General features: G+C 73.6%; 23 protein-coding genes, 1 tRNA gene and 2 pseudogenes. 8 read left to right on the top strand and 18 right to left on the bottom strand.

Translation table 11 applies throughout. The features are described 5' to 3' along the window. Positions 1–149: 149 nt before the first annotated feature. A pseudogene (locus tag AB0J68_RS07500) lies at positions 150–524 on the top strand (4'-phosphopantetheinyl transferase superfamily protein); the annotation flags it as partial. A gap of 141 nt (positions 525–665) precedes the next feature. Further along, entirely contained in the window at positions 666–1571 is a 906-nt protein-coding gene (locus tag AB0J68_RS07495; protein WP_363936916.1) for a hypothetical protein, read from the top strand. Between the two features lie 58 nt (positions 1572–1629). On the opposite strand, the gene AB0J68_RS07490 is transcribed toward AB0J68_RS07495, so the two are convergent. Further along, positions 1630–2640 carry a hypothetical protein gene (locus AB0J68_RS07490; RefSeq protein WP_363936915.1) on the bottom strand — a complete coding sequence of 337 codons (1011 nt, stop codon included), beginning with the start codon at positions 2638–2640 and terminating at the stop codon, positions 1630–1632. A 184-nt stretch (positions 2641–2824) separates the two neighbouring features. Here AB0J68_RS07490 and AB0J68_RS07485 point away from each other — a divergent pair, with 184 nt between their 5' ends. Continuing rightward, complete coding sequence (locus AB0J68_RS07485) at positions 2825–3058, top strand: hypothetical protein (RefSeq protein ID WP_354863269.1); 234 nt, start codon at positions 2825–2827, stop codon at positions 3056–3058. Positions 3059–3161: 103 nt separating this feature from the next. Here the strand turns inward: AB0J68_RS07485 and AB0J68_RS07480 are convergent. The 6 genes from AB0J68_RS07480 to AB0J68_RS07455 form a co-directional block, all read right to left on the bottom strand. Beyond that, positions 3162–3235, bottom strand: a tRNA-Ala gene (locus AB0J68_RS07480). Positions 3236–3641: 406 nt separating this feature from the next. Next, positions 3642–4421, bottom strand: coding sequence for a hypothetical protein (locus AB0J68_RS07475; RefSeq protein WP_355066742.1), 780 nt, complete (start codon positions 4419–4421; stop codon positions 3642–3644). A gap of 177 nt (positions 4422–4598) precedes the next feature. Next, entirely contained in the window at positions 4599–5249 is a 651-nt protein-coding gene (locus AB0J68_RS07470) for a GNAT family protein (protein WP_363936913.1), read from the bottom strand. 79 nt (positions 5250–5328) lie between these two features. After that, the gene (gene glp, locus AB0J68_RS07465) at positions 5329–6642 is read right to left on the bottom strand and encodes a gephyrin-like molybdotransferase Glp (protein WP_363936911.1); all 1314 of its coding nucleotides are present in this window, start codon (positions 6640–6642) and stop codon (positions 5329–5331) included. Beyond that, a complete protein-coding gene (locus AB0J68_RS07460) occupies positions 6639–7601 on the bottom strand; it encodes a UTP--glucose-1-phosphate uridylyltransferase (RefSeq protein WP_363936909.1) in 963 nt (320 codons plus the stop codon). Before AB0J68_RS07460 ends, glp begins: the two co-directional genes overlap by 4 nt. 9 nt (positions 7602–7610) lie before the next feature. Next, positions 7611–9971: a diguanylate cyclase gene (locus AB0J68_RS07455; protein WP_363936906.1), complete on the bottom strand. Its 2361-nt coding sequence runs from the start codon at positions 9969–9971 to the stop codon at positions 7611–7613. An 85-nt stretch (positions 9972–10056) separates the two neighbouring features. Between AB0J68_RS07455 and AB0J68_RS07450 the strand changes: the two genes are divergently transcribed. Both AB0J68_RS07450 and AB0J68_RS07445 read left to right on the top strand, forming a co-directional pair. Beyond that, positions 10057–10734 carry a 5-formyltetrahydrofolate cyclo-ligase gene (locus tag AB0J68_RS07450; RefSeq protein WP_363936905.1) on the top strand — a complete coding sequence of 226 codons (678 nt, stop codon included), beginning with the start codon at positions 10057–10059 and terminating at the stop codon, positions 10732–10734. A gap of 27 nt (positions 10735–10761) precedes the next feature. Continuing rightward, a pseudogene (locus AB0J68_RS07445) lies at positions 10762–10938 on the top strand (FmdB family zinc ribbon protein); the annotation flags it as partial. A 14-nt stretch (positions 10939–10952) separates the two neighbouring features. Here the strand turns inward: AB0J68_RS07445 and AB0J68_RS07440 are convergent. After that, positions 10953–11180, bottom strand: a complete 228-nt coding sequence (locus tag AB0J68_RS07440; protein ID WP_355133706.1) for a hypothetical protein — start codon at positions 11178–11180, stop codon at positions 10953–10955. 644 nt (positions 11181–11824) lie between these two features. Then, on the bottom strand, positions 11825–12007 hold the full coding sequence (locus AB0J68_RS07435; protein WP_354855904.1) for a hypothetical protein: 183 nt from the start codon (positions 12005–12007) through the stop codon (positions 11825–11827). Between the two features lie 95 nt (positions 12008–12102). Here AB0J68_RS07435 and AB0J68_RS07430 point away from each other — a divergent pair, with 95 nt between their 5' ends. After that, a complete protein-coding gene (locus AB0J68_RS07430; protein WP_355066739.1) occupies positions 12103–12432 on the top strand; it encodes a hypothetical protein in 330 nt (109 codons plus the stop codon). Between the two features lie 33 nt (positions 12433–12465). On the opposite strand, the gene AB0J68_RS07425 is transcribed toward AB0J68_RS07430, so the two are convergent. Further along, complete coding sequence (locus AB0J68_RS07425; protein ID WP_363936919.1) at positions 12466–12948, bottom strand: DUF2231 domain-containing protein; 483 nt, start codon at positions 12946–12948, stop codon at positions 12466–12468. A 203-nt stretch (positions 12949–13151) separates the two neighbouring features. Here AB0J68_RS07425 and AB0J68_RS07420 point away from each other — a divergent pair, with 203 nt between their 5' ends. Continuing rightward, entirely contained in the window at positions 13152–13580 is a 429-nt protein-coding gene (locus AB0J68_RS07420; protein ID WP_354855906.1) for a Fur family transcriptional regulator, read from the top strand. Between the two features lie 50 nt (positions 13581–13630). Then, positions 13631–14494, top strand: a complete 864-nt coding sequence (locus AB0J68_RS07415; RefSeq protein ID WP_354855907.1) for an oxygenase MpaB family protein — start codon at positions 13631–13633, stop codon at positions 14492–14494. A 70-nt stretch (positions 14495–14564) separates the two neighbouring features. On the opposite strand, the gene AB0J68_RS07410 is transcribed toward AB0J68_RS07415, so the two are convergent. The 8 genes from AB0J68_RS07410 to AB0J68_RS07375 all read right to left on the bottom strand — a co-directional run. After that, complete coding sequence (locus AB0J68_RS07410; RefSeq protein ID WP_354855971.1) at positions 14565–15392, bottom strand: PD-(D/E)XK nuclease family protein; 828 nt, start codon at positions 15390–15392, stop codon at positions 14565–14567. 137 nt (positions 15393–15529) lie between these two features. Beyond that, the gene (locus AB0J68_RS07405) at positions 15530–16144 is read right to left on the bottom strand and encodes a MarC family protein (RefSeq protein ID WP_354855908.1); all 615 of its coding nucleotides are present in this window, start codon (positions 16142–16144) and stop codon (positions 15530–15532) included. A gap of 41 nt (positions 16145–16185) precedes the next feature. Continuing rightward, positions 16186–17058, bottom strand: coding sequence for a PHP domain-containing protein (locus tag AB0J68_RS07400; protein WP_363936900.1), 873 nt, complete (start codon positions 17056–17058; stop codon positions 16186–16188). 240 nt (positions 17059–17298) lie between these two features. Further along, positions 17299–18501 carry a hypothetical protein gene (locus AB0J68_RS07395; RefSeq protein ID WP_354855910.1) on the bottom strand — a complete coding sequence of 401 codons (1203 nt, stop codon included), beginning with the start codon at positions 18499–18501 and terminating at the stop codon, positions 17299–17301. Positions 18502–18557: 56 nt separating this feature from the next. Further along, positions 18558–19448, bottom strand: coding sequence for a SigE family RNA polymerase sigma factor (locus AB0J68_RS07390; protein ID WP_363936897.1), 891 nt, complete (start codon positions 19446–19448; stop codon positions 18558–18560). Between the two features lie 103 nt (positions 19449–19551). Beyond that, positions 19552–20427, bottom strand: a complete 876-nt coding sequence (locus AB0J68_RS07385; RefSeq protein WP_363936894.1) for a PH domain-containing protein — start codon at positions 20425–20427, stop codon at positions 19552–19554. Between the two features lie 6 nt (positions 20428–20433). Further along, positions 20434–20592: a hypothetical protein gene (locus AB0J68_RS07380; RefSeq protein ID WP_007455302.1), complete on the bottom strand. Its 159-nt coding sequence runs from the start codon at positions 20590–20592 to the stop codon at positions 20434–20436. Positions 20593–20708: 116 nt separating this feature from the next. After that, the coding region (locus AB0J68_RS07375) for a DUF6758 family protein (protein WP_363936891.1) at positions 20709–21197 on the bottom strand (489 nt) is incomplete at its 5' end.

The raw sequence follows: 21197 nt of genomic DNA, 5'->3' as shown, positions 1-21197 counted from the left end.
CTCGACGACGCCCACCCCACACCGCGGCAACCCCGGGACGCCCCCCCCCACCCGCACCCCGCCCCCCCCCCCCCCCCCCCACACGACCTCTTTTTGCACCCCCAACAGCCCGCCAAACCACCCCGCCCCCCCGCCCCGCCCCCCCGCCCCGCGCCACCGACCTGCGATCGGTCGGCATGGACGCCGAACGGCACCGCGAGATCAATGCGGGGGTACGCCGACTCGTGCTGCTGCCCGAGGAGGAGGAGACCCTCGCGCGGCTACCCTCCGACATCTCCTGGCCCGTCGTGCTGTTCAGCGCCAAGGAGACCGTCTACAAGGTCTGGCACCCCGTCGTCGGAAGCTGGCTGGACTTCCACGACGCCCACCTCACGCTGGACCCGGACTCCGGTACGTTCACCGCCCGGATCGCACCGGCGCGGGTGGACGCGGCGCAGGTCGCCGATCCTCCGGGCACGATCACCGGCCGGTTCGTGGTCGCCGACGGCCTGGTCCGCACCGCCGCCGTCCTCACGCTGCGCTGACCCCTGCACCGTCCATTCTGGCCGGTGCGTCGACGACTCGCGGACGGTGGGACACGAGCCGGCGCGGCGACCGGCGGGTCGGCGACGCACGGTAGCGTCGGCGGGTTCCCGAACCGCACGTACGAGGCGTCAAGGAGTACGGTGACCCACCCCCAGCCCCCCGCCGGGCCGCAGGACCCTCAGCAGCCGAACCCGGAGCCGCCGACGCAACCGTTCGCGGCGACACCGCAGCCGCAGCAGTCCGCCGCCGACCCGACGGTCCCGCAGGCGCCGGTGCCGCCCAGCCCGTGGTCGGCAGCGGCGAACCCGCAGCAGCCGCCGTTCTCGGGCGGCGCGTACCCGCAGGCCGGCGGCGCTTACCCGCAGCCCGGCGCGGGCGCCTACCCGCAGCCCGGTGGGCCGGGCTACCCGCTCATGCCGCCGCCGCCCGTGCAGACGAAGAACTCCAAGAAGACAGTGGTGGCCATCGCGGTGACCGCGGCCGTGCTCACCCTGCTGTGCTGCGCGGGCGGCATCGTGGCGGTGGTCATCGGCGCGAACCGCGCCGCGAACGAGGTGACCGACGCGCTGCCCACCCCGGCAGTCACCCGTGGTGTCGGGCAGCCGCCGGCCAGCACCGCGCCGTCGCCCCGGGCGTCCGCCGACAGCGACACCCGGAACATGTCCGCCGGGGACACCCTGGTCATCGACGACAACGGCGGCACCGTCGAGATCACCGTGACGAAGTTCAGCACCGCCACCAAGCCCTGCACGTCGTACGGCCTCAAGCCCGACGAGGGCATGTACGTGATCGCCGACGTGACTGTGGCGGTCACCAAGGGCACCGGCTCGGCGAACCCGCTGTACTTTCAGTGGGTCGCCGCCGACGGGACGGAGACCAACGCGATCGCCGGCGCCTTCTCCGGCTGCGGCAAACCGATGCCGGCCGCCAACGACCTGACCGCGGGCACCAAGCGCACCGGCAGCGTGGTGTTCGACGTGCAGGACACCTCGGGAGTGCTGGAGTATCAGCACAAGCTCGCGACCGCCGGCTCCTGGAGGCCGTGACGTGCCGTGGGGCCGGCCCGGTGATCGGACCGGCCCCACGCCCCCGTTTGGTGCGCGGTCAGCAGCCCGTCCAGCGCACCGGCGTCACCCGGTCGGCGTTGCGGAAGCCGACGATGGTGCCGGTGTCGGAGATGGCCCGAGCGCCGATGTTGATCCGCTCGCCGCTGCCCGGCAGGACCCGCGAGGTGGACCCGCGCGCGACCCGGTCGCCACCCACCACGACGCCCTTGGCGTTGACGTCGTCCAGCCCCATCTCCTGGTCGAGGAACGTGTACGAGCCGTCGCGCACGTCCCACCGCACCTTGGCCGGGCTGGTGCCATCCAGCCAGGCCTGGCCGACGGCCCAGTGGCCCGCGGCGGCGTTGAGCGAGGTCGACCCACCACCCGTAACCGCGAGCGGCTTGATCTTGCCGTTCGGCCGGCGGACCCAGCTGGTCCAGTCACCGAACGGGCCCGCGTAACCGACGATCGTCCCGTTCGGCGAGATCCCCACCGGCTGGGCGTTGAGCGGGGCGTCGAGCACCTCGACCGTGCCCGGGCGGGCTGCCGGCCAGCGCAGGGCGACGAACTCGCCGGGCACGATGTCCGAGCCGTAGCCGACGATGTCGCCGGCCTTGTTGATGGCCGAGACGAAGATGCCGGTGGACGGCAGCACCGGCAACTGCTCGAGCTTGCCGGCGCGGTACGTCCACGGTCGGCCGATGCCGTTCTCCGCCCAGCCGTTGCCGATCACGATGCCGCTCTCGTTGACGTCGACCGGGTCGATCCCGTTGCCCGGCGCCTCGGTCTCGGTGAGCTGCTGCCCGTCCCAGGTCAGCAGCAGGTACTGGTTGCCGTCCTCCCGGATCCGCAGGGCGGTGCCGGCGACGAAGCGGCCCGACGGGTCGATGACGCTCGCGTCGGCGCGGTAGGTGTCCGTCGGATAGGGCAAGGTGCTGATCGTGCAGGCGCTGGTGGCCCCGGTCCTGGGCGCGGCGGTCGCCGTCGAGGCCACGGCGACGCCGAGAGAGGCGGCCAGCAGGCCGGCGGCGGTGCCGGCGAGCATCCGGTGTCGAGCGGTGTGCGTCATTCTCTTCTCCCCGTGCGGGCGGCCCGGATACTCCCGGGCGTCAACTGATGCCAGAAGCACCCCTGAACATGCCTCTCGGTTGCGGCAGGTCGGATGGACGACATGATCGACGTCTGCGGGCTAACCGTCTGGTATGGACGGATCACTGTTGCCCGGTGTGCGGCGTGGCCGGAGGATGGGGCCGGTGAGCACCGATCGGCCGCACGCCGGGCCTTCGCTGGATTACCACCTGGTCCGGTCCGCGCAGGGCGATCATGAGGTGGAGGGCATCCTCGTCGAGGAGTTCACCCGGCACGACGACTTCACCACGACGGGTCTGCACAGCGCGGGCTGGACGCCGAGCGCCGGTTGGTGGAGTTCCGCCTCGCTGAGTCGCGGTCTGCGCACCGATCCGGCCGTGCTCGCCCGGTGCTCGTGACCACCGAGCGCTTCAGTTGACCGTGCACGTCCGCGCCGCCGCGCTTGCCTTCATGATCGAAAAAGGCCGTCTCCGACTCGCGGAAACGGCCTTTGACCTGGGGTGGAGCTGAGGGGATTTGAACCCCTGACCCCCTCGATGCGAACGAGGTGCGCTACCAGTCTGCGCCACAGCCCCCCACCGGCGAACCGGCTTCGGTCCCACCCGGCTTACACCGGGCGGGCCGGCAGCAAGGCTAACAGGTCGCCGGCCTCCACCGCGAATCCGCCCCCGGTGCGGCGCTGTCACCAGCACGGAGATCGACTCGACTTCCAGGAAACCGGGGCATCCCGGACGCCCGGACACCCCGCCTTCCAGGAACTCGAGTCGATCAAGCCCCCGCACACCCTTGATCGACTCGACGTCGCCGATGTGGCGGCATCATCTCGCGGCGATACCCCCACCTCGGCGAACCGGAGTCGATCAAGCGCCGCGACGCCAGGCAGCGCGACGCCGGGCGTCGCGAGACCGGGCGCCGCGAGGCCAGGCGCCGCGACACAGGGCAGCGCGACGCCGGGCACCGCGAGGTCGAGGCAGCGCGGGGTCAGGCGCCGCGGCCGGCCTCGTAGGGGCGGCCGCGCAGTCCTCCGGAGCGACGGTACGAGACCGAGCCCCCGTTGACGGCCGCCGGCAGGTCGCCGGGCCGGTCGAGGCCCATGGCTGCTCGGCGTACCCCCTCGCGCTGGGCCGCCAGGCGGCGTTGCGCCTCCCGGCGGGCCGCCGCGCGGCGGGCCTGTTCGCGGCGGACCTCGGCCTGGCGGGCGGCCAGCCACGCCGCCTCCCGGGCGTGGGCGCGGCGTCGACGCCGGCCGGCGAGGGCACGCCCGCGCAGGTGTACGACGTACAGGGCCAGCAGCAGGAAGGTGACCGAGAAGCCGATCCAGAAGCCGGGGCTGACGAACAGCACGCCGATCAACTCGACGACGTTGAGCAGTAGCAGCGCGGCGAGCACCCGGCGTCGGCGGTACACGGCGGGGGTGTGCTGCCGGCGCGGCGGACGACGGCGGGAGCGCTTCGGTGCCGGCGGTACGGCGCGCAGCCGGCCGGAGCGGCGTGCCGCCGGGGGCGCGGAGACAGGCGCTGCCAGCCTTCCTGTAGTCGCGTCTTCACTGAGGGTGACGACGAGGGAGCGGGGCGGGTGCACGGGCTGCCGTCCTGGCACAGTGCGGCGCCGTCGACGGCGTTGGAGCACCCGCGCCGTCGACTGCGCCCGCTCCGCCACCAGCCGCTCGGTGGCGTCGTACCGACGAACCAGCGCCGGGGCCAGGGCGAGCAGGCCGGCGGCGGCGAGGACGGCGAGGAGCACCGAGGTCGGCACCCTCACCCCTCCCGTCACCGAATTCGGAGCAAACGCTGCCCGACCGCAGGATCTTCCACCGATCGTGCCTGGGTGCGTAGATCGTCCGGGCGGTGAGCGCTTGCCGCAGCTTGCAGTTACTTGAGGTTACGGCGCACCGACCGTGATGCCGCCGCGCCGCGCCGATCCCGTGCGTGGGACGGCTCACCGCGCGGTGGCGCGTACCCGGTGCCAGCGGGCCAGCAGACCGCCCTCGGCGGCGACCTCTTCGCTCGTCATCGCGTATCCGATGTGGTCCCGCCAGGCGCCGTCGATGTGCATGTAGCGCACGTGGTACGACTCCTCGCGGAAGCCCAGCTTCTCCACCACCCGCCGCGACGGTCGGTTCTCCGGCCGGATGTTGACCTCCACCCGGTGCAGCCCACCCGGGCCGAACGCGTGGTCCACGGCGAGCGCGAGCGCCGTCGGGATCACGCCCTGTCCGGCGACTCGGGCGTCGACCCAGTAGCCGACGTAGCCGGAGCAGAAGGCGCGGCGCACGATGCTGCCGACGTTGAGGTGCCCGACCAACCGGTCCCGGTCGGCCTCCCGCAGGCAGACCGCGAACGGCATACCCTCGCCCTCGCGGGCGGAACGCTGCTGGTCACGGTGCACCCAGCGGAACGCGGCCGGCGAGTTCAGCTCGTCCCAGCTGCCCGGCAGCGACGACTCCCACGGTGCCAGCCAGGCCCGGTTGGCCCGGCGCACCTCCGACCACGCCGCCGCGTCGGAGCGCCGGTAGGGCCGTAGCAGCACCGGGCCGTCGACAAGCACCGCCGGCCAGCCGGGGGCTCGCGCGGGTCCGAAGAGGCTCACCCGCACAGTCTCCCGCGCGGGACCGGATCGTGCGCAAGTGGACCCACCACGCGCACCGTCGAAGAACAGCCGAGCGCACTCACCGGCGCCGGTCGAGCAGCAGGACGTCCACGGTGGAGCCGGCGGCGGCGGTGGTGACCCGCTCGCCGAGCACCAGCAGCCCGTTCGCCTCGGCCAGGCCGGAGAGGGTGAACGGGCCGCCGCGCAGCGGCTGCACGGTGTAACCGCCGCCGCGCCGCTCCGCGACGTGCGCGGGCCGGAACTCCCGCAACCCGCCGGGGGACGACACGGTCTCCAGCAGGTGCGCCCGGACGCTGGGCCGGAACACCGGCTCGGCGCCGGCGAGCAGTTGAATGGCGGGGCGGGCCAGCACCTCGAAACCGATCAGCGCGGCGCCCGGGTCGCCGGGCAGGCAGACCACCGGCACCTCCTCGGCGCCGACCGTGCCGAACCCGAGCGCGGTGCCGGGATAGAGCGCCACGTCGGTGAACGTGACCGGCCCGGCGCGGCTGCCCTCACGGCGGGACAGGATCCGGCGCACCATGTCTCCGGGGCCGGTGCCGGTGCCCCCGGTGGTGATGATCAGGTCGGCGCGCAGGGTCTGGTCCTCCAGCAGCCCGCGCAGGCCTTCCGGGTCGTCGTCGCAGATACCCACGCGGTACGCCAGTGCGCCCACCTCGGCCGCGGCGGCGGTCAGCGCGTGCGAGTTCGCGTCCACCACCTGACCGGGCTGGCTGCCCCGACCCACGTCGACCAGTTCGTCGCCGGTGGCCACGATGACCACCCGCGGGCTGGGCCGGACCACCACGTGCCCGATGCCGGTGGCGGCGAAGACCGCGACCAGGGCCGGGGAGACGTACGTGCCGGCACGGGCGAGCAGAGTGCCGGCTGGCAGCTCCTCACCGGCGCGGCGCACCCCGTACCCCCGTTTGGGGGTGCGGAAGATCTCCACCGCGGCCATGCCCTGGTCGGTCCACTCCACCGGGACCACCACGTCTGCGGCGATCGGCAGCGGCGCCCCGGCGGCCACCGAGAAGCACGAACCGGGGGTGAGCCGGACCGGCCGCCAGCTCGCGGCACCGAGATCGCCGACCACGTTGAGCCGGATGGTCCGCCCGCCGGGCGTGCCGGAGGGGGCCGGGACATAGCTCGGGCCCCGCCCCCCTCCCGAAATGTCCTCCCAGCGGGCGGCGTAGCCGTCCACGGCCGCCTGGTCGAAGGCCGGGAAGGCGTGCGGCGCGACGACGTCCTCGGCGAGGACATTGCCGTGCGCCTGGGTGAGGTCGAGGTCGAGTGGCGGCAGCGCTCGTAACCTGCGCAGCACGCTGCCCAGGTAGTCGGCGAGCGGCGTCAACTCGTTCGCGGCCGCCTCGGCGTCGGCCGTCGCGGTCATGTACCAGATCCGCCTGCCGCGTCGGCCTTGACGAAGTCGGCCAGCCAGGAGCGGAACTCGGTGCCGAGGTCCTCGCGTTCGGCGGCGATCTGCACCACCGTCTGGAGGTAGCCCAGCGGCATGCCGGTGTCGTAGCGGGTGCCCCGGTAGACGATCGCGTGCACCGGAGTGCCCTCGGTGCGCAGCAACTCCATCGCGTCGGTCAGCTGGATCTCGCCACCGCTGCCCGGCTTGGTCCGCCGGATCGCGTCGAAGATCGTGCCCGGCAGCACGTAGCGGCCGAGCACCGCGAGGTTGCTCGGGGCGTCCTCCGGCTGCGGCTTCTCCACCATCCCGGTCACCTTGACGACCTCACCGATGTCGCTCAGCTCCGACTCGGCGGGCTCGACGGAGGCGATGCCGTACCGCTTGGTCTCGGCCGGGTCGACCTCGAAGAAGGCGAGCACCACGCCGCCGGTGCGGGCCTGCAGCTCCAGCATCGCCGGCAGCAGCGGCTCCGATGGCTTGACGAACTCGTCGCCGAGCAGCACCGCGAAGGGCTGATCGCCGACGTGCGACTCGGCGTACCCGACGGCGTGGCCGAGCCCGAGCTGCTCCGGCTGCCGCACGGTGTAGATCTCGGCCAGCTCGCTGGGCCGACGCACGGCGGCCAGCCGCTCGGCGTCGCCCTTCTCCTCCAGCCTGGTCTCCAGGTCGGGGCGACGGTCAAAGTGGTCCACCATCGACGTCTTACCCCGACCGGTGATCAGCAACACGTCACCGATGCCGGCCTGGGTGGCCTCCTCGACGATGTACTGCAGAACCGGCCGGTCCACCACTGGCAGCAGCTCCTTGGGCACCGCCTTGGTGGCCGGCAGGAACCGGGTGGCCAGTCCGGCGGCCGGGATGACGGCCTTGACCGCCAGGGGACGGCCAGTTGCGGCGACCGTCGATGAGGGGTTCGCTGAGTGCTCCGACATGCCGCGAGACTATCGGCCACGGCTCTGCCGCGGCGGGTGTGGCCCAGAAGACGCGCCGCCGCCCGGCCCCGGCCGGGTGACGTCGGGGCCGGCCCGCGCGGCGTCCGCGGCGGTGGCCGCCGGCTCGTCCGCCGGATCCGGGCCGGCGTGCGCGGGCCCCGACCGGTTCGATTCCGGTACGCCAGCAGTCGACTCCGACCGGGCGTGCCCGCCCGGCTCCCGGGGCGCCTGCACGGGCCGGCCGGCACGTGGCAGCCCGTCGGGTGGGCTGACGGCGCAAGCGGGCACCGGTATCTCCCGCGTCGGCACGTCGGGGCGGGCCTCGGCCACGCGATAGGTGTCCCGGCCGGCCGCCTTGGCCGCGTAGAGGGCGTCGTCGGCGGCTTCCAGCACCTCCCGTCCGGTGCTGCCGTGGTCCGGGTAGACGGCGATGCCCACCGACACGGTGACCACGATCGGCCCCGCGTACGCCTCGACCGCGATCGGGGTCTCGCGCACCGCCGCGCCCAGCCGCTCCGCGACGATCGCCGCACCCCGGGCGTCGGTCTCCGGCAGGAGCAGCACGAACTCCTCGCCGCCCTGCCGGAAGGCCAGGTCGACCTCGCGGATCTCACCGCGTACCCGCCGGGCGAACTCGGCCAGCACGGTGTCCCCCGCCGCGTGCCCGTACGTGTCGTTGACGTCCTTGAAGCGGTCCAGGTCGAGGGCGAGGACGCTGAGCATCCGGCCGAACCGGCTGGCCCGCTCCACCTCCCGCCGGATCGACTCGCGCAGGTAGCGGTAGTTCCACAGCCCGGTGAGCGGGTCGGTGAGCGAGAGCCGCTGCGCCTCCTCGTGCACCCGGACGTTCTCCACCGCCACGGCCGCGTGGCTGGCGAAGGTGCGCAGGTTGACCAGGTCGTCGTCGTCGAACTCGTCCGCGCCCACCCGGTCGTAGAGCGCCAGCACACCGAGCGCGGCCGCAGCGGCGCCGGCCTCGTCGGGACTCCTCTCGCCGCCCGGGGTGCTCGCGCCGCCCGGGGTGCTCGCGCCGCCCGCTGTGCTCGCGCCGCCCGGGGTGGCGAAGGGGACCGCGACGTAGGTGCGGCAGCGGGGCTCGCCGGTCGGGGCCTCGGTCGGTTCCACCCGGCCCCGCTGCGGCTCGCCGGTCGCGGCCACCGCGCCGACCACACCGACGCCCACGGGCACCCGCAGTCCCTGCGACCCGTCCTGGTCCCCCGCCGGCCAGCGCCCGTCCAACCCCTCGCTGCACTGCGCGACGAGCACCCCGCCGGCCTCCACCAGCAGCACCGCGCCGGCCCGCGCCCCGGTGGCCGCGATGGCGCTGTGCAGGATCACCCGCAGGATGCGTTGCAGGTCGTGGGTGCTGGCCAGGGTGTCGCCGAGCACCGCGAGGTGCCCGCGTAGCTGGTCGCGGCTGCTGGTCAGCGCCGCGACGTACGACCCGGTCTCGCGGGTCATCCGGTTGAACGCGGCCGCAAGCCGTCCCAGCTCGTCGCGGCTGCGCACCGGCACCCGGGCGGTCAGGTCGCCGTGCGCCACCCGGTCGACCGCTCCGGCCAGCTCCACCAGTGGCCGGGTGGTCACCCGGGCCAGACGCCAGGCGGTGAACACGGCGAGCAGCCCGGCCAGCACGACCACGCCGGCAAGCGTGACGTGCAGCCCGGGCGGCCGCTCGCTCGGCACCGACAACACCAGCGGCAGCGGCTGGCCCGCGGACGGCCCGATCCGGCGCACGTACCGACCCTTGGTGCTCTCGGTGACCCGCTCACCGCTGGTGGCCCCGGCGGCGGCCAGCACCGCGTCGCGTACCTCCCGGGACTCGGTGGTGTGGGTGACGCGGGCGGCGCTCGCGCCGCTGTCGAGCAGGGTGACCGCGACCCCGGTCACCGCCGCCAGCCGGGCCACGAAGGCCGGGTCGACCAGGTGCGCGGCGGCCACCGTGCCCAGTAGCGCGCCGGCCGGGTCGCGGCGGTCCACCCGGGCGGCCAGCGCGCGGACCGGGCCGGACGACGCGGTGGCCGGCTCGGAGCAGTCCCGCCAGGGGGTCGACGGAGCGCCGGGCGAGGCGTACGTGACGCGTCCGTTCACGTCGGTGACCAGCACCGCTGCGGCCAGCCCACGGCCGACGAGCTGGCCGGCGGCGACGGCCGGGTCACCGGTGAGGGCGACCGCGTCGGCGGCGGCGCGCAGCTGCTGGCAGAGCGCGTCGACTGAGGTACGCACCGTGGAGGCCGCCACCGCGAGGCGCTCGGTGGACCGGCTGCGGTCGACGGCCGTGACGGTGGAGGCCACGAAGAACGCCCCGAGCAGGACCGGGCCGAGCACCACCACGAGGAAGGCTGCCGTCAACCGCCCGCGTAGCGTCACTCGGTCCCCCCGGAAGTTCCGCCTCCGTTGCTTGCGATGCTGACACAGAGCAACCGTGGGAGTGGCGTTGCGTCAGGAGTGTTGCGTGCCGGAATTTTCTGATGAAGCGGAAGTGACCCGAGTGGCGAAGCGGGACACCCGCGTCGACCTGCTCGCCCGCCGTCGGGCCCTGACCGCTCCGGCGCGGGCCGAGGCCGCCGGGCGCGTCCAGGCCGAGCTGGTCGCCCTGGTACGCCGGCTGCGCCCGCGCCGGATCACGGCGTACGTCCCGGTCGGCTCCGAGCCGGGCGGGGCCGACCTGCCGGAGGTGTTGCGGTCGGCGCTGCCGCCCGACGCCGAGTTGCTGCTGCCGGTGCTCCTCCCCGACCTGGACCTGGACTGGGCCGCGTACTCCGGACCCGATGCTCTAAGCGCGGCCGGTCGGGGTATGCGGGAGCCGACCGGCCCCCGCCTCGGCGTGGCCGCGGTCACCGGAGCGAAGCTGGTGGTCGTGCCGGCGCTCGCCGTCGACCGACGCGGCCGACGGCTGGGCCGCGGCGGCGGCTCGTACGACCGGGCGTTGGCACGGGTGCCCACGGCGACCCTGACCGTGGTCCCGCTGCACGACGGGGAGCTGGTCGAGGCGCTGCCGGCGGAGCCGCACGACCGTCCGGTCCGCGCGGTCGTCACCCCCACCGACGGGATGCGTACGCTTGACGACGGCCCGGGTGCGGCGCAGGGTGTCGCGCCCCACACGTCCGCTGGACGAACCCGGGGCGAATGACGCACCATTGGCACTCGAATACGTCGAGTGCCAACTGGCCGAGCTCAGATACCGGAGGAGAACGTGCCCACGTACCAGTACGCCTGCACCGCGTGCGGTCACCAGCTCGAGGCGGTGCAGTCCTTCTCGGACGAGCCGCTGACCGAGTGCCCGGCGTGTCAGGGGCGGCTGCGCAAGGTCTTCAACTCGGTCGGCATCGTCTTCAAGGGCTCGGGCTTCTACCGCACCGACTCCCGCGCGTCCGTCTCCGAGACCTCCGCTGGCGGCACGCCGAGCAAGCCGGCCAAGTCCGAGTCGTCCTCGTCGTCCTCGTCGTCCTCGTCCTCGGGCGGGGATTCCGGATCGTCGTCTTCGTCCTCGTCGTCCGGGTCGTCGTCTGGGTCTTCGTCCGGTGGATCCTCGACCGGTGGGTCGGGCGGCGGCAAGGCTCCGGCGGCCAGCTCCACGTCCTGACCTCAGCCTTCCCCAAGCTCGCCGACAGCGCCGCCCGCGATCGCCCGGGCGGCGCTGTCCATCCTTGATCCACTCGGGTTCCCGAAAGTCGGCCGGGCCGGGTTGATCGCCCGGATTGCCTTTCCGTGCCATAGCGGGTCCCGCCGGGTGCGATAGCAGATCCAGCCGGTAAATGGGCGTTATCCACAGGCCGGTCGGTTGTCCACAGGCGGGGACGAGGGGTCCGCAGTGCCGGCCGTTGCCGGCCTAACCTGCCGCTCTACGGGTGTCACCACGACGGCACCCGGGACGGAGGCGGCAGATGATCACCCGCAAGTTGGACTCCGCGCGGGCGTTGCGCCCGCTGCGCCGGCCGGCCCTGCCCGGCGGTCGCACCCTGCTGCGGGCCGGGCTGGTCGCCGCGCTGCTCGGCCTCGCCGCCGCGATCCTGCACACCCCAACCGGCATGGACTCCCCGACCGGCCAGCACACCGCGACCGGCTGCCCGGCGACCAACGGCGCGGCCGGGGCGCCGGTCCGGCTTGCCCGACCCGCCGTGCTGACGGTTGTCCGCCCTAGAGTCGCGGTCGGGGTGTGGGCCTGGCTTGCCCGACCCGCCGCGCTGCCGGTGGCCCGCCCCGCAGGCGCGGCGTCGGGGTCAGTCCCAGTGTGGGGGGCGTTGGGCGAGGAGCCAGTCGTCGTTGCCGCTGCTCCGCTCGCCCCAGCCGTGGTCGGTGTCGTCCGTGGTCTGCTCGGGCAGCACCACGAAGTCGTCGCTCAGGTCGACGGTGCGGTCATCATCGCCGCGCGCGCCCTGCGTTCCGGGGTCCTCGGTGCTCACGAGCGGCAAGACTAGCGCAGGCGACAGCTCGCCGACGGTTGGCACATCGACCAGAAGCGACCGGGCCGCCGGCTCCGTTGGTAGCGTCGGACGCCGTGACGACCCCCAGCGGTGGCAGCACCCCGGACGACGACTACTGGCGCCGGCCCGGGACCGGCGACGGCGGGATGGCGGACCAACCCCCACCCGCCACCACACCCACGAGCGGGTACGCGGGGCCACCCCCGAGCGTGCCGCCCCCGGCCGGCTGGCGTCCCCCGGTGCACCTGGAACCGGCCCCGCCCCGACAGCTTCCGCCACAGGACATGGCCGTCCTGGATGCGGCCGAGCAGCGTTCCCAGCGGGTCACCTACGGCTTCGGCGCCGCAGCCGCCGTGGTGCTGGTGGCTCTTGTCTGCCTGCTCTGCTCGCGCCTCATCTTCTGAGCGGCGTCGGTGGCGCCCACCCCGACCGGCCGCTCAGAGGGTGGTGCCCCAGACGGCCTCGGCGCCGGAGTGACCGGTCAGGTAGACGTAGATCAGGGCGGCGATGGCCAGCGCGACGGTCGCCACCGCGAGCACCGGCGTCACCAGTGCCGGCAGCCGCGGCACCCGCGGGTGCCCACTGGTCGCCACGAGCAGCGCGATGGCCACGATCCCCAGGGGCACCACGATCCGGAACAGGATGTCGCCGTAGCGGGAGTGCTCGAAGATCTGGTCGAGGATCTGGCCCTGGTAGCCGCGGGCGACCAGGGCGTCGGTGAAGGCTTCACCGGATTCCACGGCCACGAACGCGGTCACCGGCGCGACCACGGCGAGGATGGCCAGCGCCCAGTCCAGTCGGTGCCGCCAGCGCGGCAGCCCCGCGTATGCGATGGCCAGCACCGCCAGCAGTGGGACCATGACGACCACCGCGTGGACCACGAGGACGTGTACCGGTAGACCCAGGATCTCCTCGAACATCGACACCTCCAGGTGGATCACGGTGAGGGATCGCCAGCGTACGGGCCGCCGGTCGTCCCCGAGCTCTCGCCCGGAGACACGCGCGCGCCGGCGATCAGGTTCAGCACGGCGCGACCCCGCAGGTCGGTCCTGCGGGCTGTGTCCGTGGCCACCCCCAGCGGGCGACGGTTGTCGCTGCTGGTCGTACGTGCTGTCATTGGCGCATGTCCGGTGGCGAGGAGCTGTTGCGGTCGAGGGGCCTGCGCGTCACCCGACCGCGCCTCGCGGTGCTCGACGTTCTCGCCGACGGCGGTCACCTGGAGGTCGACGAGATCACCCGCCGGGTCCGCGAACGCCTCGACTCGGTCTCCACGCAGGCGATCTACGACGTGCTGGGGGCGTTGAGCCGGGCCGGCTTGTCCCGCCGGATCGAGCCGGCCGGCAGTCCCGCCCGGTACGAGGCGCGCGCCGGCGACAACCACCACCACGTGGTCTGCCGGGGCTGCGGCGAGATCGCCGACGTCGACTGCACCGTCGGCAGTGCCCCGTGCCTGGAACCGGGCACCGCGCACGGCTTCGAGGTGGACGAGGCAGAGGTGACCTTCTGGGGCCTCTGCCCGAGCTGCCAGTCGCGCCGCGCCGCCGACAGCTGACCCGGCCCGCACCACCGACACCGACCGGTGGGCCGTGGCACGCTTGGTCGGTGGACTCCGATGACCTCGGCCTCTTCGGTCCGGGTTCGGTCACGTGGAAGGTGCACGAGGAGCCGATCCTGATCGTCGCGGGCCTGCGCTCGCTCTACCTCCAGGCGTTGCACCCCCGGGCCATGGCCGGGGTCGCGCAAAACAGCAACTACCGCACCGACGCGTGGGGACGGCTGGTGCGCACCGCCACCTACGTGGCGACCACCGTCTACGGCACCACGGCTGAAGCCGAGCAGGCCGGGGCGCGACTGCGTCGCCTGCACGCCCGGCTGCGGGCCACCGACCCCGACACCGGCGAGGACTTCCGGATCGACGACCCGGACCTGCTGCGCTGGGTGCACGTCACCGAGGTCGAATCGTTCCTCAGCACGGCCCGGCGGGCGGGTCTGCCGCTCACCGACGACGAGGTGGACGGCTACTACACCGAGCAGCGTCGGTCGGCCGGCCTCGTCGGGCTGGACCCGGCCACGGTGCCGGGCACCGCCGCCGAGGTGGCGGCGTACTACCGCGCGGTGCGGCCGGAGCTGCGGATGACCCGGGAGGCCGCCGAGACGGCGATCTTCCTCACCGCCCCACCGCTGCCGTGGAAGCTCAGCCTGCCGGCTCGGCTGGGCCTCACCCTCGGCCCGCCGCGCTGGGCGTACCTGGGCATCGCCGGCACCGCGCTCGCGCTGCTGCCTCCGTGGGCCCGACGGATGTACGGCGGGTTGGGGCTGCCCACCACCGAGCTGTCGGCGGACCTCACCGTGCGCGCCCTGCGCCTGGCGCTCGCCGCGGTACCGCGCCGCTATCGGGAGGGGCCGTTGATGCAGGCCGCCAAGGAGCGGGCCGAACGTCACACCGCGACCCCGCTGGCCGGCTGACCAGCCGGACCCCCTCGGGGCGAGGTGCGGACACGCCGCACAGTGTCAGCTGCGGGCAGGCCGCACGGGGTCAGGCGTCGGCGGACCGGTCCACGGCCGCCCACGGCTCCTTGCCCGGCGTCTGTGCCCCGGTCGGGCAGTGCCGCCGGAAGTCGCACCAACCGCACCGCGGGCCGGGCGCCACCGGGAACGCCTCGTCGGCGTCGCCGCCGTCGGCGACGGCCCGCTCGGCGGCCATGATGTCGCGGGCCGTGTCCTCGGCCCGGGTCAACTGGCGGTTCAGCGACTCGACGGTGTGGTCGTGGCCGGCGACCGTGCCCGTCGGCAGGTGGTGCAGCTCCACCCGGCGACACGGTCGGCGGAACACCCGCTCGGCCGCGTACGCGTAGAGCGCCAGCGCCTGCGAGCCCCGGGCGTCGTCGGTGTCCAGCCCGGTGCGGCCCGTCTTGTAGTCGACGATGACCAGCTCCGGGCCCTCCGGCCCGGGGCGCGAGTCGATGCGGTCGGCCCGGCCGTTGAAGGCCAGCACTGCGGTCTTGACCGCCACCACCCGCTCGACACCGAGCGGGTCGGACTCCGGATCCAGCGTCTCGACGTACGCCTCCAGCCAGCTCAACGCTCGCCGGTAGGCGGCCCGCTCCTGCTCGTCGTCGCGGTAGCCCTCACGGACCCAGGTGCCCTTGAGCAGGGTGGCCAGCGCCTCGGGGCGGCGTCGGTCGGCGGGCAGCGCGTACCAATTCTTGAGGGCGGTGTGCACGCTGGCGCCGAGCGAGTTGTGTGCCCACGGCGGGCCCTTCGGCGGTGCGGGCCGGTCGACGTAGGAGTAGCGGTAGCGGCGGGGGCAGTCCGCGTACGCGCCGAGTTTGCTCGGGGTGCAGACGAACAGCCGTTCCGGCATCCCCTCGAAGCCGAGCTGCTCGGCGCCACCGGGGCGCTGCTGAGGGGCCCGACCGCCTGCGGCGGGTCGTCCGGCTGAAGAGGCTCGTCGCACGCCTGCGATCCTGCCATCCACCGCCGACATTCCGGGTGTGCCGGTCAGGCCATGTTCACGTACTGGGTCACGAAGGCCGCCACCGCGTCGGCGATGAGCTGTACGGCGATCGCGGCCAGGAGCAGGCCGGCGATCCGGGTCAACACCTCGATGCCGCCGGGGCGCAGGATCTTCACGATGCCGCCGGAGAAGCGCAGCACGATCCAGACCGCGACCATGACGGCGAGGATGGCCGCGGCGATGGCGGTGAAGTCACCCAGCCCGTCGGCCTGCTGGACGAAGAGCATGGTCGCCACGATGGCGCCCGGACCGGCCAGCAACGGGGTGCCCAGCGGCACCAGCGCGATGTTCGAGGTGACCTGCTGGCTGGGATCGTCGGCCTTGCCGGTCAGCAGCTCCAGGGCGACCAGGACGAGCAGCAGCCCACCGGCGGCCTGCAACGCGGGCAGGTCGACGTGCAGGTAGTCGAGCAGGGTCTGCCCGGCCACCGCGAAGATCACGATTACGCCGAGAGCCAGCGCGACGGCCTGCCAGGCCGCCCGGTTGCGGTCCCGTGCGGGCAACGGCCCGGTCAGCGCCAGGAAGATCGGCATCATGCCCGGCGGGTCGGTGATCACCAGCAGGGTCACGAAAACCTCGCCGAACAGCTTCAGATCCACGTGATCAACCTAGCCGCGCCCTGGTGGGCGAAATACCCGGATCAGCCCGAAGCGACCTCGGTCACCCCGGCGGCGACGATCCGCTCGTACGCCTCGACGCCGGTGGTGAACGCGCCGAGCTGGACGCTCTTGTGGGTGCCGTGAAAGTCGGAGGAGCCGGTGACCAGCAGGCCCAACTCGGCGGCGAGCGCGCGTACGTGCGCCTGCTCGGCCGGGCTGTGGTCCTCGTGGTCGGCCTCCAGGCCGGCCAGCCCGGCGGCGGCCAGCTCGGCGATCAGCTCGTCGGGCACCACCCGGCCGCGTCGGGTGGCGCGGGGATGGGCGAAGACCGGTACGCCCCCGGCGGCCCGGACCAGCCGGACCGCACGGAAGACGTCGATGTCGTCCTTCGGCAGCCGGTACCGCTCGCCCAGCCAGTCCGGGCCGAACGCCTCCCGGGTGCTGGCGACCAGACCGGCGCGGATCAGCGCCTGCGCGATGTGCGGGCGACCCACCGTGCCGCCGCCCGCCCCGGAGAGGATGTCCGGCCAGTTCACGTCGATGTCGTCGGCGCGCAGCAGCGCCACGATCCGTTCGCCGCGTGCCTCGCGGGCGGCCCGCACCCGGGTCAGCTCGGCGACCAGCTCCGGGTGGTCCGGGTCGAACAGGTACGCCAGCAGGTGCAGCGGCACCGGCGGCTGCGCGCCCGACCAGTGGCAGGACAGCTCGGCGCCTCGGATCAGGCGCAGACCGGGCGGCAGCGCCCGTACGGCCGGCGCCCAACCGGCGGTGGTGTCGTGGTCGGTGATGGCCAGCACGTCCAGACCCGCGTCGGCGCCGGCGCGGACCAGGTCGGCCGGGCTCAGCGTGCCGTCGCTGGCGGTCGAGTGGGCGTGCAGGTCGATCCGCGGCGCGGGGCCGGTACGCGAGGTCACCTCCCGACGCTACCCAGCAGACCCGAATCCGGCTCGCGTAGGTGCCGGCCAGCGTAGAGCGCGGCCCTCAGCGCGCGCCGGCCCGTGCGCCAGGCCGTGGGCCCGCCCGTGCGCCAGGCCGTGGGCCCGCCCGTGGGCCAGGCCCCCGCGGCGCAGGGACGGGAACGCGGCCAGCGAGCCGAGGCGGTCGATCGCAGCGCGGGACGCCGCGACCACTCCGGGGAGCGACCCGGGTGCGGATCAGGAGCCGGTGACCAGGACCGGCCGGTCACCGGGCTGGAGGCCGGCCACGGGCACCGGCTCGGCCGGTTGCCCGGCACGCACCCGTTCGACGTCGACCTGAACCAGCTTGCCGGCGCTGTCGACGTAGGAGACGTCCGTCCGGGTCGTCCAGGCGACAGCGCCACTCAGCGCCGGGCCGGCCGGCATGGCGTTCAGCGTCGTCCCGAGCCGCTGCAAATCGACCAGGAGGGCCCGGTCGCTCGCGCCGACCTTCCCGTTCACCAGAAGCCACCGCCCGTCGTCGGACACGCCGCCCGCGCCGTCCAGGCTCAACTGTGCGCCGCAGGCGGTGCGTACCGGTTTCAGAGCCCGCTTCGGGTCGAGCGCCGCCAGGCAGGTCCCACCCGGCCCGCTCGCGGACACCTGACCGATCAGCCGCCCGTCGGGCAGCGCACCGTAGACGTTCAGGGTGCCCCGCTCGGACACCGCGGTCAGCTCCCCCGTGCCGGGCCGCCACAGGGCGTGGGCCGGCCCGTCCCGGTCGAGCCGGACGAGCACGCTGTTTCCGACGAACCGGACGGGTTCCGCGCCGTCCGGGACCGGAATGCGTACCGTGCCGATGAGCTGGCTCCCGACCACCCCCGCCACGAGCAGGTCCTTGCCGTCGCGCCAGGCGACCTGGCTGGCGTCCGGCGCGAGAACGATCTGGCCCGCGCCGGCCAGCAGCACCTGCACCAGGCCGTCGTCCTGCGCGACCCAGAGGGAACGGCCGGCGGTGGTCGGGGCACCGACCACCAGCAGACCGGCGCCGCTGGGCAGGCTGTGGGCGCGCTCGGCGGGGCCGACGCTGGGCAGCGCCAGCCGCTTGCCGTCGGCGTTGATCAGGGTGCCGTCGAGGAGCAGACCGGCGGGCGTTCCGGGCGACGGCGCGGGTGGGGCGACGGCGGCCGAGGGGAGCGGCCGGACGGACAGATCCGGATCGCCGATCACGACGATGGGCGGGCCCTGCCGGCCGGTCTCGTCGGCGAGCTGCGTCATGCCGGCGCCGATCAGCACGGTGGTGACCATTCCGAGCGCGACACCGACACCGGCACGCCGCCGTCGGATCCGCTTGGCCCGGCGGATGGCCTGACCGGCCGGGTCGGCGGTCAGTGGACGGGCGACGGCGACCTGGTGCGAGAGAGTCTCCCGCACCGCACCTTCCAGCTGGTCACGTCGCACCTGGTTAGGACGCTGCGGACCGTCCGTCAGGTTGTCGGGCCGCCGGGGGAATGCGCTCACTGCTGGTCCCCGGCGCCGGTGCCGACGGGCACGGCCGCCGGAGCGGTGGGCAGCTCGACCGCCGGTGCGATCGGGCGGGGCACGGACGGGCGGGGTGCGACCGCGCCCGGCCCGGCCCGGCCGGCCGCCGGACGCGGCGTCACCGCGGCACGGCCCCCCGCATCCCTCCCGTCCGGACCAGGTCGGGCAGCGTCGACACTTCGGCCAGCTCGCGCGGCGGCACCCCGGCCGGAGAGGGCAGCGCCACGGTCCCGACCCGAGAGGGCAGCGCCACGGTCCCGACCCGAGAGAGTGGCGTCGCGGCTCCCGGCGGAGAGGCCGGCGTCGCGGCCCCGGCCGGAGGAAGCGGTGTTGGCGCTCCGGTCCGTCCCGGGGGCGTCGGCCAGGTCCGGGGTGGCGGCGCCCATCCGTCGGCGCAGCGTGGCCAGTGCCCGGGAGGCCTGGCTCTTCACCGTGCCCGGCGAGATGTCCAGCAGCGCTGCCGTCTGTGCTTCCGACATGTCCTCGTAGTAGCGCAGGACGAGCACCGCCCGTTGCCGGTTGGGCAGCTCCCTGAGGTGCCGCCAGAGCAGGTCGCGGTCGAGCTGCTGCTCGATCTCGTCGACACCGGGCCGTTCGGGCAGCACCTCGGTGGGGCGCTCACCGTGCCAGCGTCGCCGCCACCAGCTCGTCGAGGTGTTGACCATGACACGACGGGCGTACGGCTCGACCGCCTCGATCCCGCCGAGCCGCTTCCAGGCGAGGTAGGTCTTGGTCAGTGCCGTCTGGAGCAGATCCTCGGCTGTCGCCCAGTCGCCGGCGAGCAGATAGGCGGTACGGAGCAGAGCGGCGGAGCGAGCCGCGACGAACTCGCGAAACTCCTCCTCCAACGGGTCCCTGCTCGCCACCGCACACCTCCGCACCCACACCGTCCTGGCAGAGTGCCACGTCAGAGGCGTGTCGGTCCATGACGAAAGGTGCGCACTTGCTCCGATGTTCGGACGAAAACTTTCACGCTCCGTCGTCGGCCTTGGCCTCGTCGGCCTCCTTGCCCAACCGCGCCTCGACCGCCTGCGGCTCGTACATCTCTTCCACGACTCGCAGGTACAGCTCGTTCGGGTTGGGCAGGTTCTTGATCTCGCGCAGCGCCTGCTCCTGGCCGGCGGACTCGAGCACGAAGGTGCCGTAGTTGAGTGCGCGGCCGGTCGGCGTCTGCTCGTACTTCATGTCGGTGACCCGGACCAGCGGCATCATGGCCACCTTGCGGGTGACGATGCCGTTGACCACCATGACCCGCTTGTTGGTCAGGATGAACCGGTCATACCACCAGTCGGCGACTCTCCAGGCCACCCAGCCCATGACGGCGAACCAGAGCAGCACCGCGATGGTCGTCAGCGCGCCCACGTTGTTGCCGGCGAGGAAACCGGACAGGTAGCCGAGCACGAACGTCGCCGCGATGCCGATCAGGATCGGGTTGGTGAGGTGGATCCAGTGCCGCTTCCACTCGCCCCGGTAGCGCTCGGTGGGGAAGAGGTAGCGGGCGACCAGCGAGCTGGGCTCGTCTTCCAACGGAAGCACCCGCCGGGGAGTCCCCCCCGTCGCGTCGGCACGCAGCCCCGCGAGCTCGTCCTCGGAGATCTGCGGTGGCTGGTAGGCGGCCTCGGGATCACGGATCCAGCCCCGGCCGGACCGCCCTTCGCCGGCGTAGCCGGGCCCTTCGCCGTAGCCGACGTCGTCCGAAAGGGACGGCCCGTCGGACAGGCCGGGACCGGCTCCGTAGCCCGGGCCGTCATCCGGCCCGATCCGCGGTATCGGCTCGGTGTCGCGCTCGCGACGTTCCCGGTCGGGGTCGTCCGGGTCGAAGGGTGGACCGGAGGGGCTGCCCATCGACGGTTAGGCGACGAGGCTGGTGAAGAAGTCGCCGAACCCCTGGGCGATGTCCATGATCCCGCCGCCCAGCGACTTGAAAACATCAGCCGCAGAGTTTGGCCGATAGGCGACGAAGAAGATCAAGAATGCGATTCCGGCCCAGGTGAGGACCTTCTTGACCATGGCGGGCCATCCTCTCGCGCGGCGCCGGGTCCCATTACCGCAGCGGCACCCAGAGTATCAGTGTGGTGTCGTACAGTGAAGATCTGCGTCCGTTCTCCGTCAAACCCGGAAGGTTGTCAAGCCCTCCCGGACAGGTACGGGGATGGTGCGCCGTACACGAGCTCGGGCGGAGTCCACTCGGTGAGGTCGTGCAACACGACGTCTTCCGCGAGGAGGTGACCCGCACTCGCCGGCCAGGCTATCGCATGCAGCCACATTCCCCGAGCCTCGCCGGCGTACGCGCTTCGATCCGTCGGAGAATTCACCAGCCACAGTGGAGTCGGGTGCCCGCCGACGCGGATCCTGGCCTGCCCCACGTGCTCGGGATGCCCCGGTCCGGGGTCGGTCAGCGCGTCGACGAGTTCCGGTCCGGGATCCGGGCCGGCCAGGCCGGCGAGCCGGGTGCCCAGGCCGACGCCCGGCTCCTCGGCCACGAAGACCAGATCCGCCGGACCGTCGTCTAGCGGCGCCGGCCCCGCGCAGGCCACCGCGGTCGCCCGTACCCCGGTGCGGTCGTCACCGGCGTACGCCACGCCGGTGAGGGTCCACCCGGGACGCCGCTGTGG

Source organism: Micromonospora sp. NPDC049580 (genome assembly GCF_040675595.1).
Taxonomy (GTDB): domain Bacteria; phylum Actinomycetota; class Actinomycetes; order Mycobacteriales; family Micromonosporaceae; genus Micromonospora.
Note: the sequence above shows the minus strand (reverse complement) of the source record. Positions and strands in the feature narration are given on the sequence as shown.